21 protein-coding genes and 5 pseudogenes are annotated in these 20,359 nt (G+C 43.8%); 12 read left to right on the top strand and 14 right to left on the bottom strand.

Going from position 1 to position 20,359, the window contains the following annotated elements:
* Positions 1 to 14: 14 nt before the first annotated feature.
* The 3 genes from mreD to mreB form a co-directional block, all read right to left on the bottom strand.
* Complete coding sequence (gene mreD, locus LGZ99_RS13515) at positions 15 to 503, bottom strand: rod shape-determining protein MreD (RefSeq protein ID WP_021323552.1); 489 nt, start codon at positions 501 to 503, stop codon at positions 15 to 17.
* Positions 503 to 1,537, bottom strand: coding sequence for a rod shape-determining protein MreC (gene mreC, locus LGZ99_RS13510; protein ID WP_036837535.1), 1,035 nt, complete (start codon positions 1,535 to 1,537; stop codon positions 503 to 505). Before mreC ends, mreD begins: the two co-directional genes overlap by 1 nt.
* 110 nt (positions 1,538 to 1,647) lie before the next feature.
* Complete coding sequence (mreB, locus tag LGZ99_RS13505) at positions 1,648 to 2,691, bottom strand: rod shape-determining protein MreB (protein WP_021323550.1); 1,044 nt, start codon at positions 2,689 to 2,691, stop codon at positions 1,648 to 1,650.
* 645 nt (positions 2,692 to 3,336) lie between these two features.
* Here mreB and acuI point away from each other — a divergent pair.
* From acuI to accC, 4 genes are all read left to right on the top strand, one after another.
* Positions 3,337 to 4,314 carry an acrylyl-CoA reductase (NADPH) gene (gene acuI, locus LGZ99_RS13500; protein ID WP_036837486.1) on the top strand — a complete coding sequence of 326 codons (978 nt, stop codon included), beginning with the start codon at positions 3,337 to 3,339 and terminating at the stop codon, positions 4,312 to 4,314.
* A 208-nt stretch (positions 4,315 to 4,522) separates the two neighbouring features.
* A complete protein-coding gene (gene aroQ, locus LGZ99_RS13495; RefSeq protein ID WP_021323548.1) occupies positions 4,523 to 4,978 on the top strand; it encodes a type II 3-dehydroquinate dehydratase in 456 nt (151 codons plus the stop codon).
* Positions 4,979 to 5,003: 25 nt separating this feature from the next.
* A complete protein-coding gene (accB, locus tag LGZ99_RS13490) occupies positions 5,004 to 5,474 on the top strand; it encodes an acetyl-CoA carboxylase biotin carboxyl carrier protein (RefSeq protein ID WP_023044069.1) in 471 nt (156 codons plus the stop codon).
* Between the two features lie 12 nt (positions 5,475 to 5,486).
* A complete protein-coding gene (gene accC, locus LGZ99_RS13485) occupies positions 5,487 to 6,836 on the top strand; it encodes an acetyl-CoA carboxylase biotin carboxylase subunit (RefSeq protein ID WP_046975268.1) in 1,350 nt (449 codons plus the stop codon).
* Between the two features lie 1,481 nt (positions 6,837 to 8,317).
* Here the strand turns inward: accC and LGZ99_RS13480 are convergent.
* The 4 genes and pseudogenes from LGZ99_RS13480 to LGZ99_RS13465 all read right to left on the bottom strand — a co-directional run.
* Positions 8,318 to 8,515, bottom strand: a pseudogene (locus LGZ99_RS13480) (DUF2569 family protein); the annotation flags it as partial.
* A 366-nt stretch (positions 8,516 to 8,881) separates the two neighbouring features.
* Positions 8,882 to 9,211: a hypothetical protein gene (locus LGZ99_RS13475; RefSeq protein WP_262979196.1), complete on the bottom strand. Its 330-nt coding sequence runs from the start codon at positions 9,209 to 9,211 to the stop codon at positions 8,882 to 8,884.
* A gap of 56 nt (positions 9,212 to 9,267) precedes the next feature.
* Positions 9,268 to 9,723, bottom strand: coding sequence for a hypothetical protein (locus LGZ99_RS13470; RefSeq protein ID WP_036837482.1), 456 nt, complete (start codon positions 9,721 to 9,723; stop codon positions 9,268 to 9,270).
* 3 nt (positions 9,724 to 9,726) lie between these two features.
* The gene (locus LGZ99_RS13465; protein WP_262979195.1) at positions 9,727 to 10,002 is read right to left on the bottom strand and encodes a toxin C-terminal domain-containing protein; all 276 of its coding nucleotides are present in this window, start codon (positions 10,000 to 10,002) and stop codon (positions 9,727 to 9,729) included.
* Here LGZ99_RS13465 and LGZ99_RS13460 point away from each other — a divergent pair.
* Positions 9,939 to 10,130, top strand: a pseudogene (locus tag LGZ99_RS13460) (hypothetical protein); the annotation flags it as partial. The gene LGZ99_RS13465 and the pseudogene LGZ99_RS13460 sit on opposite strands and share 64 nt — an antisense overlap.
* A 182-nt stretch (positions 10,131 to 10,312) precedes the next feature.
* Here the strand turns inward: LGZ99_RS13460 and LGZ99_RS13455 are convergent.
* Positions 10,313 to 10,570: pseudogene (locus tag LGZ99_RS13455) on the bottom strand (IS1-like element transposase); the annotation flags it as partial.
* Here LGZ99_RS13455 and LGZ99_RS24845 point away from each other — a divergent pair.
* Positions 10,472 to 10,675, top strand: a complete 204-nt coding sequence (locus tag LGZ99_RS24845) for a hypothetical protein (protein WP_390894015.1) — start codon at positions 10,472 to 10,474, stop codon at positions 10,673 to 10,675. The pseudogene LGZ99_RS13455 and the gene LGZ99_RS24845 overlap by 99 nt on opposite strands.
* Positions 10,676 to 10,786: 111 nt before the next feature.
* Here LGZ99_RS24845 and LGZ99_RS13450 read toward each other — a convergent pair whose 3' ends face one another.
* The 5 genes and pseudogenes from LGZ99_RS13450 to LGZ99_RS13430 all read right to left on the bottom strand — a co-directional run bounded on the left by LGZ99_RS13450 (position 10,787) and on the right by LGZ99_RS13430 (position 14,681).
* Positions 10,787 to 12,280, bottom strand: coding sequence for a VPA0450 family T3SS effector inositol phosphatase (locus LGZ99_RS13450; RefSeq protein WP_262979194.1), 1,494 nt, complete (start codon positions 12,278 to 12,280; stop codon positions 10,787 to 10,789).
* Between the two features lie 42 nt (positions 12,281 to 12,322).
* Positions 12,323 to 12,772: an Ati1 family type III secretion system chaperone gene (gene ati1, locus LGZ99_RS13445; protein WP_036837479.1), complete on the bottom strand. Its 450-nt coding sequence runs from the start codon at positions 12,770 to 12,772 to the stop codon at positions 12,323 to 12,325.
* A gap of 383 nt (positions 12,773 to 13,155) precedes the next feature.
* A pseudogene (locus LGZ99_RS13440) lies at positions 13,156 to 13,674 on the bottom strand (IS110 family transposase); the annotation flags it as partial.
* A gap of 83 nt (positions 13,675 to 13,757) precedes the next feature.
* Positions 13,758 to 14,549, bottom strand: a complete 792-nt coding sequence (locus tag LGZ99_RS13435; RefSeq protein WP_262979193.1) for a hypothetical protein — start codon at positions 14,547 to 14,549, stop codon at positions 13,758 to 13,760.
* 6 nt (positions 14,550 to 14,555) lie between these two features.
* Positions 14,556 to 14,681, bottom strand: a complete 126-nt coding sequence (locus LGZ99_RS13430) for a hypothetical protein (protein ID WP_021324296.1) — start codon at positions 14,679 to 14,681, stop codon at positions 14,556 to 14,558.
* 424 nt (positions 14,682 to 15,105) lie between these two features.
* Between LGZ99_RS13430 and LGZ99_RS13425 the strand changes: the two genes are divergently transcribed.
* Positions 15,106 to 15,297: a zinc ribbon domain-containing protein gene (locus LGZ99_RS13425; protein WP_262979192.1), complete on the top strand. Its 192-nt coding sequence runs from the start codon at positions 15,106 to 15,108 to the stop codon at positions 15,295 to 15,297.
* Positions 15,298 to 15,301: 4 nt separating this feature from the next.
* Here LGZ99_RS13425 and cynR read toward each other — a convergent pair whose 3' ends face one another.
* Positions 15,302 to 16,189: a transcriptional regulator CynR gene (gene cynR / locus LGZ99_RS13420; protein ID WP_023043555.1), complete on the bottom strand. Its 888-nt coding sequence runs from the start codon at positions 16,187 to 16,189 to the stop codon at positions 15,302 to 15,304.
* Positions 16,190 to 16,380: 191 nt separating this feature from the next.
* Between cynR and LGZ99_RS13415 the strand changes: the two are divergent.
* The 5 genes and pseudogenes from LGZ99_RS13415 to prmA form a co-directional block, all read left to right on the top strand.
* A pseudogene (locus LGZ99_RS13415) lies at positions 16,381 to 16,584 on the top strand (cyanase); the annotation flags it as partial.
* Positions 16,585 to 16,770: 186 nt separating this feature from the next.
* Positions 16,771 to 17,238, top strand: coding sequence for a nucleoside deaminase (locus LGZ99_RS13410; protein ID WP_021324299.1), 468 nt, complete (start codon positions 16,771 to 16,773; stop codon positions 17,236 to 17,238).
* A 240-nt stretch (positions 17,239 to 17,478) separates the two neighbouring features.
* On the top strand, positions 17,479 to 17,721 hold the full coding sequence (locus LGZ99_RS13405; RefSeq protein ID WP_021324300.1) for a YhdT family protein: 243 nt from the start codon (positions 17,479 to 17,481) through the stop codon (positions 17,719 to 17,721).
* Positions 17,711 to 19,156: a sodium/pantothenate symporter gene (gene panF / locus LGZ99_RS13400; protein ID WP_036837478.1), complete on the top strand. Its 1,446-nt coding sequence runs from the start codon at positions 17,711 to 17,713 to the stop codon at positions 19,154 to 19,156. Before LGZ99_RS13405 ends, panF begins: the two co-directional genes overlap by 11 nt.
* Positions 19,157 to 19,196: 40 nt before the next feature.
* Complete coding sequence (gene prmA / locus LGZ99_RS13395; protein WP_036837476.1) at positions 19,197 to 20,087, top strand: 50S ribosomal protein L11 methyltransferase; 891 nt, start codon at positions 19,197 to 19,199, stop codon at positions 20,085 to 20,087.
* Positions 20,088 to 20,359: the final 272 nt, after the last annotated feature.

The raw sequence follows: 20,359 nt of genomic DNA, 5'->3' as shown, positions 1-20,359 counted from the left end.
TCCGGATCCAACCACTAATGCACATTAAATTGACGACGGATTTTTCGCATTAACAGGAATAACCACGGCCAAAGAATACCGTTGACCAAACTGTTCCAGAATATTTCTGGATGAAAAGCAACATTTGATAACAAAAACTCTGCCCAAAAAACACTGAGATCCACCAGCACCGATAAAGCAACGACGACCAAAGCCTGCTGCCAAAGTGCCATATTACGGAATAATTGAAACTTAAATGACACCAAATAGCTAACAAGACTATAAGCTAAGGCGTTAACACCCAGTGTTGCTCCCTGAATCAGGTCTATGATGATCCCCAATACAAAGCCCGTACCAACACTAACCCTGTGAGGTAATGCCATCACCCAGTAAATGAGTAATAGTGCTGACCAGGTAGGCCGGTACATATAAATTTGCTCCGGCCACGGCATAATTTGCAGCACCATCGCAATCAAGAAAGATAACCAAATGATCCAACGCCCATGACTCCGGTATTGATTCATTAACGATTTCCCGCATTTATAAATTTATCAGATGATATTGCCGGTTCAGAATCTTTCACTTTTCCTGTCGCTTGGGTTATTTCATCAGAAACAGAAGACGGTGCTGGCGGCCCCATTTCATTTGCATGCGGCAATACCTGAGGCATCATCTGCATTAAACGCTCGTTAGCTACACGATAAACTTCTGATGGAGGCAATGGTTCGGATGGGTTATTGTCCGCCCCCCACAATAACAGCAAATAACGCAAACGCTGTAATTCTGCGGTTGGCCGAGCTTGAATTACAGTATAGGCCCGCTGATTATCGACTTTAACCGACGATACCACAGCTACCGGATAACCCTCTGGGAAACGGCCACCTAACCCAGAAGTGACCAGCACATCCCCAACCCGAATATCGGTATTGCTTGGTAATGACTCAAATTGCAAATCATCAGCACAGCCTGCACCCGCAACAATAGCCCTGATATCATTACGTAAAACCTGGATTGGCAAAGCATGGGTCGTATCACAAATCAGTAATACCCGGCTGGTAAACTGACTGACAGCAACAACCTGACCAACAATGCCTTTATCACTGATAACAGGTTGCCCTTCATAAACGCCTTCTCTTGAGCCCTTATCAATGACCACCTGATCACTATAAGGATTAGCCTTACCGGAAATCACCTGTGTCACCATCATGTGTTCATCTTGACGCAAAGGTGATCCCAACAGTTCACGCAAGCGGGAATTTTCCTGTTTAAGTTGCCCTAATAGCAGCATCTCACTGTTTTTAATCAATAATTCTTGGCGTAAGGCACGATTTTCCAATTGCAGTTGTTCACGGGAGGCAAGCGTTTCGGACACACCATCAAGTACTTGACGCGGGCCATTGGCAAGAAAATAAAATGGACTGACCACCGTATCCATATAGTTACGGACTTTACTGAGAGCATCAAGGCGGCTGTCTGCCACAACCAGAGTAATGGCAACAATAACAGCAAAGAAAAGTCGTAATTGCAGGGAAGGCCCCCTGCTAAAAATTGGCTTCATAAGCTGCGCTATTCCAAACTGTGCTGTTTCATAAACAATGGAATTCCCAGACAGCAATAGCAAGGAGGTCTGATCTACCTGTCATTCCTCCCTCACTTGCAAGTTAATACTCACTCCTCGCTGAAGAGCTCACCACCATGCATGTCGATCATTTCAAGCGCTTTTCCACCACCACGGGCAACACATGTCAACGGATCCTCCGCAACAATGACCGGAATACCGGTTTCCTCTATCAGTAAGCGATCAAGATTACGCAGTAGTGCGCCACCACCAGTCAGGATCATGCCACGTTCTGAAATATCGGAAGCCAATTCTGGCGGGCACTGTTCAAGAGCGACCATGACAGCACTGACAATACCCGTTAACGGCTCTTGCAAAGCTTCAAGAATTTCGTTGGAGTTAAGGGTAAAACCACGCGGTACGCCTTCAGCCAAATTACGGCCACGAACTTCAATCTCGAGCATTTCATCGCCAGGATAGGCTGAACCGATAGTATGTTTAATACGTTCAGCAGTCGCTTCACCAATCAGCGCACCATAATTACGGCGGACATAGTTGATAATAGCCTCATCAAACCGGTCACCACCAATGCGTACAGATGATGAATAAACAACGCCATTCAGAGAGATAACCGCGACTTCTGTAGTACCGCCGCCGATATCCACAACCATAGAACCTGTTGCTTCAGAAACAGGCAGGCCGGCGCCGATAGCCGCCGCCATAGGCTCTTCAATCAAAAACACTTCGCGGGCTCCGGCACTGAGCGCGGATTCACGAATTGCCCGGCGTTCAACCTGAGTTGCACCGACTGGCACACAAACCAAAACTCGTGGGCTTGGGCGCATAAAACTGTTGCTATGAACTTGTTTAATAAAGTGTTGCAGCATTTTCTCTGTAACATAAAAATCAGCAATCACGCCATCTTTCATCGGACGAATCGCCGCGATATTACCCGGTGTACGACCCAGCATTTGCTTTGCTTCCTGCCCAACGGCAGCAACACTTTTCGATGAGCCGGCACGGTCCTGACGGATTGCGACTACAGAAGGTTCATTCAATACAATACCCTGACCTTTGACATAAATAAGGGTATTGGCGGTACCCAAGTCAATAGACAAGTCGTTGGAAAACATGCCACGAAATTTTTTAAACATAGCGAAAGGATAATCCTGCAAGCTGGGGACGGAACAAAACCCGTCTACTCTACCAACCACATGAAGCAGGGACAAGGCGCATAAGCACCTGCTTCAATAAAAAAGTGGCTACGTTATTCATATCAACAACGCAATATTCTACGTTACTTTTTCCAAACGGAGCAGAAAAAAACTGCATAAAAATGGGTTAATTTTACCAATTGTTCCATAACGAAGTGCAGGAACCACCCGGTTTTGCATAATTCAGCGTTATAGCGCTACCGTTACTGTCGTAGCCGATCCACTGATCTCTATTTTGACCAGTAGCTATTCCTGTAAGTTCACATATCATCGACTCTTCTGCTCACTATTTCCGATAGTTAACTGTAAGTATCAGTCTGTGTAGCGAACAAGATAATAATGTAATAAATTTCGACCAAAATACAGTATCTCCTGCTGAAAAATAATAAAAAACAGAACTTTCTAAAATAGCTTGCCATATACTGATACTGAAACCTAACACTGACATCACAGGAAAAATGCCGAACAGATTCTGCTTGATAATCCATCAACACTTTATTTTTTCTTATACTCTTTATGTAAACTGCCAATTTTTATCTATTCTTATTTAATAACAAAATGACTTACAGAGAACGGAACCATCTAATGAAAGCTCTGCTACTTAAGCAACAACAGAATCAACTATCAGCGTCCATAGAAGAAGTTGATGCTTCTCACCTTCCCGTGGGAGACGTTACCGTCGATATTCACTGGTCAACCCTAAACTATAAAGATGCATTAGCAATCACAGGTCAAGGGAAAATTATCCGCCAATTCCCAATGATACCGGGTATTGATTTCTCTGGGATTGTGCACAGTACAGAAGATCCCCGTTTTCATATCGGCCAGCATGTACTGTTAACTGGCTGGGGTGTAGGAGAAAATCATTGGGGTGGCCTGGCAGAACAAGCCAGAGTTTCAGGAGAATGGCTGACACCTTTACCAACCGGTTTGAATAGCAGGCAGGCAATGATCATTGGTACTGCCGGCTTTACCGCAATGCTGTGTGTTATCGCGCTGGAACAAGGCGGCGTTAAACCAGAAAGTGGTGATGTTATTGTAACCGGCGCCAGCGGCGGCGTAGGAAGTACTGCGATAGTGCTTCTTTCACAACTTGGCTATTCTGTTGTTGCCGTTAGCGGCAGACAGGAAAATCACGAATATTTGTTATCCCTTGGCGCAAAAAAAGTTTTGCCACGTAATGAACTTAGCCAACCACCCCGCCCATTAGAAAAACAACTTTGGGCTGGAGCAATTGATACTGTAGGCGGTAATTTACTGGCAACAATACTGGCTCAAACTCACTATAACGGTACCGTTGCAGCCTGTGGGCTTGCCGGTAGTGCCGATCTGCCAACAACAGTCATGCCATTTATTTTACGGAACGTACGTTTGCAAGGCGTAGAATCTGTCACGGTTCCATCCACCAAGCGATCTGCGGTGTGGCAACGCTTGCAAAAACTGCTACCCGCTTCTTTTTACCAACAGGCAGCGACTGAGATAACACTGGACCAAACCGTGGAATACGCAAATAAATTGATAGCTAACCAGGTTACAGGACGTACATTGGTAAGAGTTCGTTAAGAATTGTGACTAGCCTCTAAAGTACGGCGGTTTTATTCTTGACATTTTCTCTGATAAGACCAGTATTTAGCTGCTAAATGCTACGATATCATTATAATGTCGGGCTTTATCGCCGAAATGAACTTGTGGCTGTTTTAAAAAGATGACAAATCGTTAATATAGGATTATGTTGGGCAATTGTTGACAAATTGCCGGAGATACCAGCACAATGGCAGACAAATTTCACATTTTACTCCTTAACGGCCCTAACCTGAATATGTTAGGAACCAGGGAGCCTGATATCTATGGCAACTTAACGCTCGACGATATCGTCAGCAAATTATCTGAAGAGGCCCATCAATCAGAAGTTAGATTCAGTCACCTGCAATCCAACGCAGAGTTTGAGCTGATAAATAGAATTCATTCTGCGCAGGGTAATACTGATTTTATCTTGATTAACCCTGCTGCATTCACGCATACCAGCGTGGCACTGCGTGATGCATTGCTGACAGTGAAGATCCCATTTATTGAGATCCACCTCTCCAATGTTCACGCGCGCGAGCCATTTCGTCATCACTCATATCTTTCAGATCTTGCTGTTGGTGTAATCTGCGGTTTAGGGGTAGATGGCTATAGCTTTGCATTACAGGCAGCGGTAAACCGCTTGCAAAACTCAACTAAATGAAACAGAAGAGTACGGAATCACACTCATGGATATTCGTAAGATAAAAAAACTGATCGAGCTGGTTGAAGAATCTGGCATTTCTGAACTGGAAATTTCTGAAGGGGAAGAGTCAGTGCGCATCAGCCGCGCATTAGCCCCCCAGAGTTTTCCGGCAGCTCAACAATATATTCCCGTTCAAGCTCAACAACCTGCTCTGGCTAACGCAGTTGCTCCTTCTCAGGCTCTGCCAGAAACGATCAGCGACAGATCGGCTGCAATCGACGGTCATGTTGTTCGTTCCCCAATGGTAGGTACCTTCTATCGTACGCCTAGCCCGGATGCGAAACCATTTATCAACATCGGCGACCGTGTCAATGTAGGTGATACCCTCTGCATCGTTGAAGCCATGAAAATGATGAACCAGATTGAAGCTGACAAAGCGGGTGTAGTTAAAGCAATTCTTATGGAAAACGGTCAAGCCGTTGAATTTGACGAGCCATTGGTCGTCATCGAATAACGAGGCGTTCCCATGCTTGATAAAATTGTAATTGCTAACCGTGGTGAAATCGCCCTGCGTATCCTGCGAGCTTGTAAAGAGTTGGGGATTAAAACCGTTGCGGTACATTCATCTGCGGATCGTGACTTAAAACACGTGCTGTTGGCAGACGAAACTATCTGTATTGGCCCGGCAGCTTCTGCAAAAAGCTATCTGAATATCCCAGCGATTATTTCTGCGGCAGAAATCACCGGTGCAGTAGCCATTCACCCCGGCTACGGTTTCTTGTCTGAAAACGCAGATTTTGCTGAACAAGTTGAACGTTCCGGCTTTATTTTTATTGGCCCAAGAGCAGAAACGATCCGCCTGATGGGTGATAAAGTTTCCGCTATTAATGCGATGAAAAAAGCAGGCGTTCCTTGTGTACCTGGCTCTGATGGTCCGTTATCTGATGATACAGAGAAAAACAAAGCCATTGTTAAACGCATCGGCTATCCAGTGATCATTAAAGCATCCGGTGGCGGCGGTGGTCGCGGTATGCGCGTCGTCCGCAGTGATAAAGATCTGGAACAATCAATCAATATGACCCGTGCGGAAGCAAAAGCTGCTTTCAACAACGATATGGTTTACATGGAAAAATTCCTTGAAAACCCGCGTCATATTGAAATCCAGGTACTGGCCGATGGTCAGGGTCAAGCAATTTATTTGGCTGAACGTGATTGCTCTATGCAACGCCGTCACCAGAAAGTGGTTGAAGAAGCTCCTGCACCAGGCATCACGCCAGAAATGCGCCGCAGCATTGGTGAACGCTGCTCCAACGCATGTATTGAAATTGGCTATCGCGGCGCCGGTACTTTCGAATTCCTGTATGAAAACGGCGAATTCTATTTCATTGAAATGAACACCCGTATTCAGGTTGAGCATCCAGTGACAGAAATGATTACCGGTGTTGATCTGATTAAAGAACAATTGCGGATTGCCGCCGGTATGCCACTTTCAATTAAGCAGAAAGACGTTGTTGTTCGTGGTCACGCCATTGAGTGTCGCATCAACGCCGAAGATCCGCACACTTTCCTGCCAAGCCCAGGTAAAATTACCCGCTTCCACTCAGCGGGTGGATTTGGCGTACGTTGGGAATCGCATATTTATGCCGGCTACACCGTACCACCTTACTATGATTCCATGATTGGTAAGCTGATTACTTACGGTGAAAATCGTGATAACGCCATTGCCCGCATGAAAAATGCATTGGCAGAACTGATCATTGATGGCATCAAGACAAATATCGAGCTGCAACAGACGATTATGAATGATGAAAACTTCCAGAATGGTGGCACCAATATTCACTATCTGGAGAAAAAACTGGGATTACAGGAAACGTAAAACTGGTTTAATAACATCAACATATCTTTAAGGAGCGTTTAAACGCTCCTTAAATTGCTGATTTTTAGTGTCGGGTTTTCATCAATAATAAAACGAAAAAGTTTATACTGGCAGTTTGCATGGGCATTAAACGCCTTTTCATCGCATTTTATTATTACCGGATGGATTTTAACGCTATTTTTACTGTCTTTTAACCTTGAGGTTTATTACTTTTTATTGACTCCGCAAAGCCCGACTCATTTAGGTTAAATCATGTGGATTATCTTTTTTCATGCCATCTAAAAACAAAGGATTATAAAAACTTTTACTCATTCATGTAAGATTAAATATGCCTGATCTGAAAGTGATTAAATATCAGTTAAGAAAAACCGTTTTTATCTGTCCGTGTGGTTTTAAAATCTGGAAAAAGGGCAAGCGTATTATAAAAAACAGGTGAAAACTTTAATCAATAAAAATAAAAATAAAAATAAAAATAAAAATAAATGATTAAGGATTTTTTAAAGCGAGTAAAAAACTCGATGCTATTATTAACATTGAAAGAGAAAACACCGTAAAAATGGGTTTTAGGTGGTAAAACGACAGCATTAATCCAATAACAAGGATATGAGATTATATCAAAACATTTAACAGGATTAACCGCATTAAGCAAATTTTCTCAAATAAACGATTTTGCATGGCTGTAAAAAATTTACGTAAAATCAGAGATAACCATTAAAGGAAACCGATAAACATTTAAGCTAATTGGATTAACAACGAAAAAAGAATAAAAAAGTTTATTTAGTCACATTAAAAATAATTAAAAAAATGGGTGTTAATCTTAATATCGTTAGCATACCTGTTACTCTCTCCGATTTTAAACCTAGAAAATTAAATACAAGAAAAAAGAAAAAAGAAAAAAGAAAAAAGAAAAAAGAAAAAACTCAGTATCAGTTTAATGAAAATGGTGAAATTAACTATGGATTATAAAATAGAAAAAACCATTAGATTTAAAAAAACGGCTCAGTGAAAACTATTTATTAAATGAGAATTGTTTTACTCACGATCACCTTTTTAACATGGTTAATTTTTTCTCTTCACGTATATTTTTCTTTTTTGGCAATCGAAAGCGCCTTTTTATCGGTGATTAACTTCGCTATTCGTCAACTATAGGGTTAAAACAATACCTCCCATTAATGCCAGATTTAAAAAAGGTACAGAGTGACTAAAAACGGCCTATTCTCTGCTATGTTTAATTCATTTATCGGCAATACTCTCCTTCGCTTATTTTACTTACTGACCATTTAAAAACGCGAATACAGAGAGATTAAATGTTTTATATAAGAGACTGATTTATGAAGATAAAAAACGCAGGGCAGGATTCCATTTTTCGCAAAATGAGATCTCGCCCTGCATTCGCCAATCCGTTATTCTCCACAAAGATAACTTCTTTTTTGAATGAATATTGGTTGTAAATTATTTAAAAAATAACCTATTCCCAATAATTATCTTATAAATGTTCTTTTAACCCGAATAGATACAATAAAGTAAGGTATCCATATGCATGCACAAAACACATTTCTAAAAAGTAGAGAAAGATTATTATAATCCAGTTTTATCCCATATATGTAATAACCCAACATTAAGTCAGCGATTACAAATAACAAAGTAAAAACTAAAAGGATAATGTAAAATAAAGGTGTTTTTTCTTTTTCAGCGCTTTCTCTTCACATGTGGCACAAAAATCTGATTCATGTAATGCCGGGTTTTCACACTGAATACATTTCATAAAATTTCTCCAAATAGCAATCCAAAAACTGGATATTAATTTCATTTACGTGAGTTGTACTGGCGGTAGTATATGAACCAGAATTCTATACCACCCATAGTCACTCTCATCGTTCCTACTTTTAAACAAAGCAAGAAGTTCTTGAGTAAAAGCAAAATCTCCTTTGACCTCTGTATATTTAAGTAAACCAAGATTAATTTCGGGCTCCAGTTGCCAGTTATTCATTTACCTATTTCATTTACCTATAGCATTTGTCCTAGAGGTAATATATGTAGCGTATTTACTCAAAGACAGATATGCCTTTGCTGCCACAAACTGTATCAGCTTCGCTTCTACCGGTAGGTATGCCACCGGCAACAATTTCCGCAGCTTTCTGTAGAGTCACCTGCTCATTTGATAACACGACATCCAACGGAACACCAAAGAAGTTACCCCACACAATAATCAGACCTTTTGCCGGATCCTGACCATCAGGAACTTGCCCTTTCAGGTAGTGAGTCAAGGCAGCATTTATTTCTTCCGGTATTGCCCCAGATTGGGCCATTTTTTGAGCCAGTGAACCTGCGCCTTCAAAATGTTTAGCGCCTTCGGAACCAAACAAACTTCCCATGCTAAGGGCATTATTGTCCACTATAATTTAGTGGACAATAAAGTAAAAACCCTAACTCAAGACTGGGATTCTGTATTAATTTTAAGACTGTTATAAAAATCTATAATGCTATTTAGATCAGTATTCCATTCAGATATTTTCATTCCGTCTTCATTGTACGTAGTACGCGACTCTATGAAGTTATTTATCTTTTCTGGAGTAAAACCTGGACACTCATCTAAAAAGAGGATGCTATTTTGCAAGAAAACTTCCTCACCTGCGAAATATATGCCCCAAACAAATACAAAATTTGTATAATCAGGTTCATACATTGATACAGCTAGCGCCACAGGTTTTTTACTGTGTATACCCTCCTCAAGAGAAGCTCGCCAGCTTCGTTTGTAATCCTCAAAGCTCCAATAAGATAAAGGTATGTGAACTGCTTCTGTAAATGTATCAATAATAATTGTTGCAGGCAGAATTAGCTCATTGTTTTCTCTGATGGGTGCATCACTGGGAAATATACCAAACATCAATTAGTCCTTAACTCTGTTCAGATCACTATCGTAAGTCCCCATTCGCTTACCTCTACGGTCAAACATTTTCCAGCCATTAGTAACATTATGGCTATCAACATCGGGAGTAATATAGGTTTTTCCATCAAAAAATACAGGTTGCCCATGTGAGTTAAATGGTGCTTTAGGAGGAGCTATTCTCCGATCAAAGCCTAATTTTCCTGCTGCTTCTTGGGCATCGTTATGCCCGTTTCCGTGGGTTACTGAAAGTTCAGATACAGTGTCTGCTGGCGGCAACAGCCCAAAATATCAAGAAGATAGCGTTGCTAGTCGCCACGTTTTGTTATTTTTATTGCTGGATAAAGGGGGCATGTGGTACGGCAGAGGCAAAAATGGTGCCTTGGAGGACGATCACATGGGCTTAATGAGGAAAATGGATAACATTTTTCATTATGAAAAAAACAAACCTCGTTCTTTTCAATGAGGTTTGTCTGCGGTCTGAGACCAGCATAAAGCTGGTCTTATTTGCTGTTTGATGTATGTTATTCATAGAAATTTTATCGCTCAAAGCTGCCCGTAAAATCTTCATTCCAATCGGTAGTTACTTGCCTTGGTGCGATTTTTTTAGGGCGCGCAGGACGGTGTTAATGCCAATCTTGAGGACACGAGCGGTATCACGGACACCCGAGCCGTTGAACGCTATATCGACAATCTTCTCTTTGACGCCAAGTTTGCGAGCTTCATAGGTGTAGGTGAGCTGAAAAACATGGGGACAGGCTGGGCAACGATAGCGAACGTGACCGGCAGGGGTCTTACCGTGGCGATATGCGCGGTCAGAGTGGCAACGAGGACAGTGAACGGTGATGGATGCTATGAAGTGCTGAGTCTCAAAAGCACCCATCATACCGCTTCAACCGATCAGAGGCATCACCCGATTAAGGTAGAATCGCCTTCGTTATGTTCGAGCTGATTAGTATGCCAATTTTTCAATTTAGCATACTTTTTTCGGGATAAACGCCCTTTCAAAAACTGACCACTCTTTGCTTTTAATATCTAACAGAGAGCAATTGTTAGATTGCTATTAGAGGTTGGCAACGAATTGTTTATTAAATTCAGCATTCACTTTATCACTGAGAAGTTCGTACTTTTCACTCAATGCAATTTGCTGCGTTTGTAGTTGAGCTGGGTTTTTAACAAGATCAGATGCGTGAAGTTGACCCATCTCTTCCATAAAGCCGCTAGTTAACTGACTGAAGAGTGCATCTTTACCGATAATAAAACTCGAAAAGTTCTCTTTTACGAACTCTTGTTCATTGGGACTTAAGCTTTCTAAACCCAGACGTGCCTGGTTAGCGGAAGTGACATCGTCAAACGTCGCGTTAGCTGGATCAGTACCAGGCTTTAGGTACGCCGCGTCATTTTTGAAGTCACCAGCATTTTGAGTCATCGCGTTTTCTATGAGTTTTTGAGAGAAACTTCTTACCTCAAACATAGACTGCACTGGTTTGTGGTCACTGACATTCACAAATCCATCAGTGATCACACTGGTTTCATGGTTCTGTAAGTTACCCGTTTTGTTGGTTAAACCAGTATTATCGAGCTCACCGAAATCAGGACGATCTCGACCTTCTTTCTGTTTAATATTGCCAGTGTGCTTATCAAGCTGCATGTAAGTATGGCTATCGAGTGGTTTGAACTTAAAGCCATGTTTTGCTAAATGCGTATCATCGTGTGCAATTGGGTCGTACAGCACATCAGAGCCTTCAGCAACACGCTTCTCACGTTCATTGAGATCGCCGGTGATCAGAACCTCTTCATTCGGTTTGATCCCCTCCATCAACTTGTTTCCTTCGAATTCACGCTTTACTTCTTTGTTAGAATCCAAGTGCGCGGAAATCACGTTTAAAGCTTGGCCATTGATCTCTAAAGCGGTTTTCACCCCGCCTTTGTTACCAGTGATACCCATGAAGAATGCCATGTTTCGTCCACCGATACCGTGACGATACTCAGACTCTTTTTTCACGTTAATATCGACGCCATCTTTAGCAAAAACAGACATAGAAGTATAACTAACACCTTCACCAAGACCTTTGGTCATTACTTTCATTTTGTTTTGGCTAAGGAGGTTCATGCCATCGAGTTCTAGATCGTTAGCAAGCAATTTAGACTCTTGTTCAGCAAACAAGACCACATCATAATCACCTTTTTGGATCAGATTCTGGAAGTAGTTCTTAGTCTCTTCCGGCATCTTTTGGTTAGCCTGGTTGTAGGTTAATGTTAAGACCTTAACGTTGCCGCTGTTCTCTTTTTTGTGCAGCTGTTGGTTCATCAGATTCAGTTTTAAATCACTGTTTTTCGATGAATCTGTATTGCTAAAGAAGCGGTTAAAAAATCTGCGATTCTCTTTTTGTTTTAGGCTAACTTCACCATCACTGTTTTTAGTAACGCTGTATTCTTTACCAAATACAGAGCCAAACTTAACCGTATCACCTTCTTTCGCATTGGTTTTGATATTTTGAATATCCGCGAAGTCTAAACTACCTCTGTGCTGACTATTAATTTGAATTGTTGACATAAATTAACCTCATATTATAAATAGGGGAGTTCGCTGCAGGGATTAAATAAAAATCCCGACAGGTAGTTTTTCTGGGATCGTTTCTGCGTTATTCGTTTGTTCAATAAAATGGTGCCATTGCTCCATTTTTTCTAACAGTTGCTGAAAGATGTTTTGCACATAATTTTGAGGCTTATTTGATAGAGAAATAATCTTATAAATCGTTAATCTACGGCTATCAGGCATTAAGCCAATACCAAAGCCACCTCTAAAAGGTTCTAGCGCGTGTTCACCGATCGCGACTGCAATCGCTTCTGGAAGAGGCGTTGGTAATTCAACTGGACTGGTCAGAGATATGTGTAAATTAATGGTTGTTTCATTCTTAAATATGGTTAAGAAAAGCGCCTCACCATGGTCATTAGTATCGAATGATAACTCACATTGAAATAATCCATTTTCATCGAAATCGGCACCGTTACCTAAAAAGCTGATACTTTCCTGATAGATATCCATTGTGTTCCTTCTATATATTATTTTTTGATGGTTATTCTTCTTAGTAAGAAGGATTATAAAGACGAGGGAACTGTATGATATTAAGTACAGGCGGATTTTTTTATTCTTCCATATGAAAGGTTAAATCTATGGTCACCCTCGTTTTTGCAACACTAATTTTGATGAATTTTGGGCTTGCTTAAATCTATCCGGCGTCACTATAGGCAAGGATGCCCGCGCCTCGATGAGTTCCGCGCCTGATGTTCCTAAAAAACCACTCGGCTTTAATAAGCCATCTTAACCTTTAGGTTTCTCATCAGGCCGATAGGCCGTTCATGTCATCAATTATCAGTCTTCGCAAAACCAGTGAGGTAACGTTTAAATTTATTCATAATGACGCAGAATCAGGCGTCAAATACCGTGTGCTGTGTCGTGATGGCCCAAGCTATCCGGGCTAATTTATTCGCCAGTGCACAAGTCACGACATTGGCGTGTTTTCGTTCAAGCTGCTGCCTGACCCAGTCAGCCAGTTTTCCTGAATAATTATCCAATCGCTGCATAAATACTCGTGCACATTGCACCAGTAATCTGCGCAAGTTCTTATTGCCTCGTTTGCTGATACCCAGCAGGGTATTTTTTCCTCCCGTGCTGTATTGCCTGGGGACTAATCCCGTTGAGGCGGCAAAATCACGACTTTTGGCATATTGTTGGCCGTCTCCCAACTGTGAAGAAAGTAAGCTGGCTGTGATTGGACCCACACCCGGGATGGTCATAAAACGCTGGGCGGTGTCATCCGTTGTGATTGTGTGTTTTAGTTCAGCTTCCAACCCGGCTATTTGTTCAACAATATAGTGATAATGGGCGTGTAATTGCATCAATAATCGAACCAGATAATCTGGGAGTTCGTGTTCTGCCAACACTAATACTACAGCCGTACTTACTTTTTTCAACAGAAAAGACACTCATAGAAAAGCTTAATTCATGCGGTTTCTCAGAGTTGTGAGCATCAAGGAAAATGCAACTTTCTGGTATCTACGGCTGTAGTACTAGGTTTCTCTGATAGAGGTCTATAACCTCTCGTACCATCCGCACTAACCCAGCCATTTCCAGTAGTCTTCTTGGCTCCATCTCCTACCCAGACTTTGCCTAATCTATCCGCTTCTGCTCTGGTTCCGGTACCAATGCCATAATTGAGCTTACCATTATCACCTTTAACTACAGCTGCCAACCTTGGGCCTTGCAAAGCAATATGACTAAGGTTTCGTTGCACTAAATCTTCTTTTAACTTCGGGTAAGTCGCTGCATTTTCCGCACCGCTTGTGGTTTTTCCTATTGTCTCCGGTTTAGCTCCTTTATTGGCATTAGGTAGTGACCTCGCGTCAAACCTACCCGTCGGATGCTCAACATTTGTCACCGTGCCCTGATCCTTCGGACTATATTGACCTTTGCCTGCGCTCCAGTTGCTGTCTTTGTTATCTGTTACAACTTTTGAAAACTTAGCCCCTTTGTTGCTCATGCCGCCAGTTACAGCCCCTAATGCGGCACTCGCTAAAATCTCTGCCTGCTGCTTGTCGATACCGTAGCGGCTCTGTAACTGGCTGGCAAATTCCGTGCTGGAGACCACGCCTTCGGCTTCAATCTGCTGTGCTAACAATGAAGACATATCATTCTTCATCTTCGATGGCACATCGTCACCCAGTACGCGATCGATGGCTTGACGTACCAGCATACCGTTAGCCGGGATATCGCCGTATTTTTCCTTGCAAGCTGCGGGATTGGAAGAACACACTGCGATCATTTCTTTTTACTGCTTAAGGCTCAGATCTTCCATTTCTTTCACGATCTGTTTGCAATCGCCACGCGCCTCACAGCCTTTGGCTCTCGCCGCAAAATTATCTATCTGATCTGCGCTCAGATAGTTATTCTCCACCACTATTGTCTATGTACGGCGATCTTTCTAATATTTCCTCAATTTTTTTCTTGGCTATTAATTCCCACCTTTTATTTAATACACCTAATATTTTTAGTTCTTTTTCAAAGTAAGCCCTGCGAAAATCTTTACTTTGGGGGTCGCTTGGAAAACGTAAAATATCCCACGTTAAGCTTATTTTTTATACAAACTGATATCATCTAATATGACTACCGATTTTATCCATTTCCTTCCATTCCATCAGGGTGAGTCTCAAGCCTGAAACCACCCAGATAATTAAGCCTATTCTATTACGCTCATTAACAAACACCGAAGACCTGAAAACCGCCTAAATATCACGAAGTATTGAAAGGATGAAATTATCAAAAAACAGTGTTTGATTGCTTTTTTACAGAAACTCAGTGCCCAATACAAGAATGGACACATGTTTATATCATTCCAGCGCGGTTATGTGGAGTACCAGGCCCAGGCGGCAGGCATTCAGGTTAAATATGTTAACCCGGCTTACAAGAGTAAAACCTATTCCCGCTGCGATTGTATCGGTAGACGTAACAAACATCGTTTAGAATATCCTCACCATGCTTTTCGCGGGAAGCCCCTTCCTTTCAGGTCATAGGTATCTACACGCACTTAGCTGTTCCATACTCCAGTGCAAGCTCGATAAATGCCCGCGCCGCAGCCGTCTGGTACGCTCCTTTTCGCTGCATGAGAACTGCCGTTCTTTGCAGCAGTGAAGGGGTTAGAACAATCGAAACCAATTCCTCCCGGTCACTGGCAATCTTTGCCGGCAGCAACGTGGCAAGGCTTGTATGTCGGATGATCTCAATGACAGCACTCAGCGAATTGGCCTCCATCAAAACGCGGGGACGAATGTCGTTCTGCCTGCAATAACGATCGATCTGCTTCCGTGTAGCAAACTCGGACGTGAGGAGAACCAGAGACTCGTTGTTCAGGGCTTTCAGACTCATCGTTCGACACTTTGCAAGGGGATGGCCCTTACCGACGACCAGCGCTAACGTCTCCACCAGAAGTCGTTGTGCGTAGATGTCAGGCGAGAGGATCTCATCAAACGCAACCCCAACATCAAGTTCATCATCGACCAAAAGCTCTTCAATGCGCTCCTGCGACATCTCCCGAACCGTCAACGTGACGTTGGGATAGAGATTGTGGAACGACTCGATCAAGGGGCCGATAAGGTAAGTCGTGAACGTCGGCGTAACAGCAACGCGCAGAGAACCGCGACTCAGGTCACCAACATCGTGGATCGCCCGCTTTCCTTCCTCCAAGTCCTGCAATGCCCATCGTGCGTAGCGGAAATAGACCTCGCCAGCATCCGTCAACCGCGTGGTACGTCCGGTTCGATCAAACAACTGCGCCCCAAGGGTTTCCTCGAGCTGCTTAATCTGCTGGGACAGTGCCGGCTGAGACACATGCAAGGCTGTAGCGGCGCGCGTGAAGCTGTGGTGCTCGGCCACGGCAAGAAAGTAGTTGATATGTCGTAAAAGCATGTGGATCTCCATAAGGTATGCCTATGGGGTGCATAATAAATCAGTCTTTTACCTTATGGATATCCGGAAGTAATCTTCAATCAATCGATTCATTACACGACACAGAAGATCAACCCTGAAGTCCGCGCCAATCCCATCCAGCGCCTTACAGCTGTTTGACCTGCAACTTCTAATATAAAAGAGGTATCACTATGATCCAGTCTCAAATCAGCAAGAACGCCCGTCATGCCCTGTCGGAAGTCATTCTCATTGCCAAAGCCAAGAAGGATCTCTCCTTCGCCCAGATCACCGAAGGCACTGGCCTAAACGAGGCTTTCGTCACTGCGGCGCTGCTCGGTCAGCACGCGCTACCGGCCGACGCTGCCAAGGTGGTAGGCAATAAGCTGGCCCTGGACGGCAAGTATCTGCCGACCAAGCCGTTCTAACCCACTGGCTGTTGCCAGAAATCATTGCCCATCACCGCAATCGGGTAACCTTGGCAATGAGTAACGCGGCGTGGTCATTGGTGGCTCGTTCCATCGCGAACTCTCGGAGTCGGCAACCACGCCTTGGTTCAATCTATTTCCAATGAGGTTTTTTCCATGAATTTTGTGAAACGCACCATCGACCTTGCGATGAAAAATGTGGAGGAAGGGGGCCGGCCGTTCGCCACCGTGATCGTACGTGATGGCGACATCATCGCTGAAAGCCCGAACCTAGTAGCACAGACCAGCGATCCGACCGCACACGCGGAAATCCTGGCCGTACGGGAAGCGTGCAAGAAGCTCGGGACTGAGCACCTAACCGACTGCGATATCTACATTCTCGCCAGCCCCTGCCCTATGTGCCTAGGCTCGCTCTACTACTGTAGTCCGAAACAGGTCATCTACATCACCACACGCGAAGACTACGCACCATTCTACAAGGATGATCGCAAGTATTTCGAGCTGGATACGTTCTACGCAGAGTACGCGAAGCCCATCGAGGAACGCCGCCTGCCCATGATCCAGAAGAAGGACGAAAGCGCTATCAAGGTGTACCAGCGTTGGCAAACGCTGAACAAGAAGTGATTCTCGCGCATCAGGTCCAGTGGAAGAGAAGCTATAAAACGCGATATTTAGCCTTCACCAGTTTTTAACTCATTAACCAAGAGAGTCTGTGTAAACAGATTCTCTCTTTATTTTGTCCGTTGCTATTTCTAAACAAAACTCAGGCTATTGACTACATATCACATTTTTCCTGAATAAATCCGCATCTTGCCGTACAATTCCGCTCTTCCCATCTTATTTATTTAATTACCGGAAGAACGAATGGACAGACGATTTGTTCAATCCCATAAAGAAGCACGCTGGGCTGTGTTCCTGACACTTGCTTATCTCATTGGCTGGTTGATAACAGCCTATTTACCCAGTGATACCCCGGGTGTCACTGGCTTACCTCGTTGGTTTGAAATGGCATGTCTGCTACTACCCGTAGTATTTATCATCCTCTGCTGGTTAATGGTGAAGTTTATTTTCAAAGAAGTCCCGCTGGAGGATGAGAATGCAAAGTGACGTTATCTTACCTCTGCTAGGTTACCTTGCGCTGGTATTTCTTCTGTCAGTCTACGCTTACCGGCGCCGCCAAAAAGGCGCTTTCCTGACTGAGTATTTCCTGGGTAACCGTTCAATGGGCGGTTTTGTACTGGCAATGACCATTACCGCCACCTATATCAGTGCCAGCTCATTTATTGGCGGGCCAGGAGCAGCCTATAAATATGGTCTGGGATGGGTATTGCTGTCGCTGATTCAGTTACCGGCAATATGGCTTTCCCTTGGTGTGCTGGGTAAGAAATTTGCCATTCTCGCTCGTCGCTATAATGCCGTCACCCTCAATGACATGCTGTATGCCCGTTATGGCAGTCGCCTTCTGGTTTGGTTTGCCAGCCTGAGTCTTTTAGTCGCTTTTGTTGGCGCAATGACCGTTCAGTTTATTGGCGGTGCACGCCTGTTGGAAACTGCCGCGGGTATCCCTTATGGTACCGGATTAATGATTTTCGGTGTCTCTATCGCGCTCTATACCGCATTTGGCGGCTTCAGAGCGAGTGTCCTCAATGATGCCCTGCAAGGGCTAGTCATGCTGTTAGGCACCGTTTTGCTGTTGGTAGCGATTATCTATAAGGCAGGTGGTCTGACGGAAGCGGTTGCCACATTACGGACGATCAATCCTGAACTCGTTTCCCCACAAGGCGCGGACCACATCCTCAGCGGGCCTTTCATGGCATCATTCTGGATATTGGTCTGTTTTGGTGTCATTGGGCTGCCTCATACCGCCGTTCGTTGTATCTCCTACCGCGATAGCAAAGCTGTCCATCGTGGGATTATCATCGGCACCATTGTCATGGCAATCCTCATGTTTGGTATGCACCTGGCAGGCGCACTCGGTCGGGCGATTATTCCTGATTTAGCCATTCCCGATCAAGTCATCCCAACATTGATGATCACCGTCTTGCCACCATTCGCTGCCGGAATTTTTCTGGCCGCACCGATGGCAGCAATTATGTCAACAATTAATGCACAACTGTTGCAATCTTCTGCGACAATCGTGAAAGATCTCTATCTAAACCGGTTTCCACAACAAATCGTACAGGAGAAAAAACTAGCCCGGATTTCCAGTCTTTCAACCCTGGTTCTTGGTTTGTTACTACTTTTAGCCGCCTTGCGCCCACCAGAGATGATTATCTGGTTGAATCTACTGGCTTTCGGTGGCTTACAGGCCGTATTCCTATGGCCATTAGTGCTGGGACTGTACTGGGAAAAAGCCAATGCATATGGCGCTGTCAGTTCGATGATTACAGGGGCAGCAAGTTACACCCTGCTCGCCAGTTTCGATATTTATCTATTAGACTTTCATCCGATCGTTCCATCACTACTATTCAGCCTGTTGGCTTTCGGGATTGGTAATACCATCGGCCACCGGTTGCCGCAACGGATGGTCAAGCTTCACTAAGCGGGTCGTTTTAACCTATTTTTAATTAAAGAGAATTTTTATGCCTTGGATACAACTTCGATTAAATACCACAGGACAGCTGGCAGAATCCCTGGGGGATAATCTAATGGAAAGTGGAGCAGTATCAGTCACCTTTCAGGACAGCCACGATAACCCTGTATTCGAGCCCCTGCCAGGCGAAACCCGTTTATGGGGAGATACCGATGTCATCGGACTTTATGATGCTGAAACGGATATGAAAGCCGTTATCAGCCAACTCGAACACGCTCCTCAGTTAGGTCAAGGATTTATCCATAAGATCGAGCAATTAGAAGACAAAGACTGGGAGCGTGAATGGATGGATAACTTCCACCCAATGCGTTTTGGTAACCGCTTGTGGGTCTGCCCAAGCTGGCGTGACGTTCCTGATCCAGATGCCGTAAACGTCATGCTGGACCCTGGGCTGGCTTTTGGTACAGGCACCCACCCAACCACATCGTTATGCCTGCAATGGCTGGACAGCCTCAATCTGGAAGGTAAAACCATCATTGATTTCGGTTGTGGCTCCGGCATATTGGCAATTGCAGCGCTAAAACTCGGTGCCGCACACGCTATCGGCATCGATATCGATCCGCAAGCCATTCAGGCCAGCCGCGATAACGCAGAGCGTAACGGCGTTTTGGGGCGTTTAACGCTATATTTGGCGAAAGATCAGCCAAACGATCTTGAATCTGATGTAGTAATTGCTAATATTCTGGCAGGCCCTCTGCGTGAACTCGCACCTATAATCGGTGCATTGCCAAAACCGGGTGGTTTGTTGGGTTTATCGGGTATTTTGGCAAGTCAGGCAGAAAGTGTTATTCAAGCCTATACTGATAAATTCGTGATCGATCCTGTTGCGGAGCAGGAAGAATGGTGTCGGATATCTGGGGTAAAAATAGTAGCAAGTTAGAATTATTTTATTTTGCTATGATGACGAGAGTAATTTTTGATCGCTCACTGATGATAATCCGTGCTATCGGCAAACTGGCCGATAGAAAAATCCCGAGTGATAAACTTTACCGATAACATATAACACCATGTTATTTATGAAAAATTAGATTTACCTCAGAAGGAAAGCTGGAAAAAAGTTGTAACAAATGTCGATTTGCTCAAAGTTTGGCCTTTCATATTTTGCGAAAAATGCGTAATATACGCGCCCTTGCAGTCACAGTATGGCCACTC

Origin of the sequence: Photorhabdus temperata (assembly GCF_025384845.1) — a bacterium.
GTDB lineage: Bacteria > Pseudomonadota > Gammaproteobacteria > Enterobacterales > Enterobacteriaceae > Photorhabdus > Photorhabdus temperata.
Note: the sequence above shows the minus strand (reverse complement) of the source record. Positions and strands in the feature narration are given on the sequence as shown.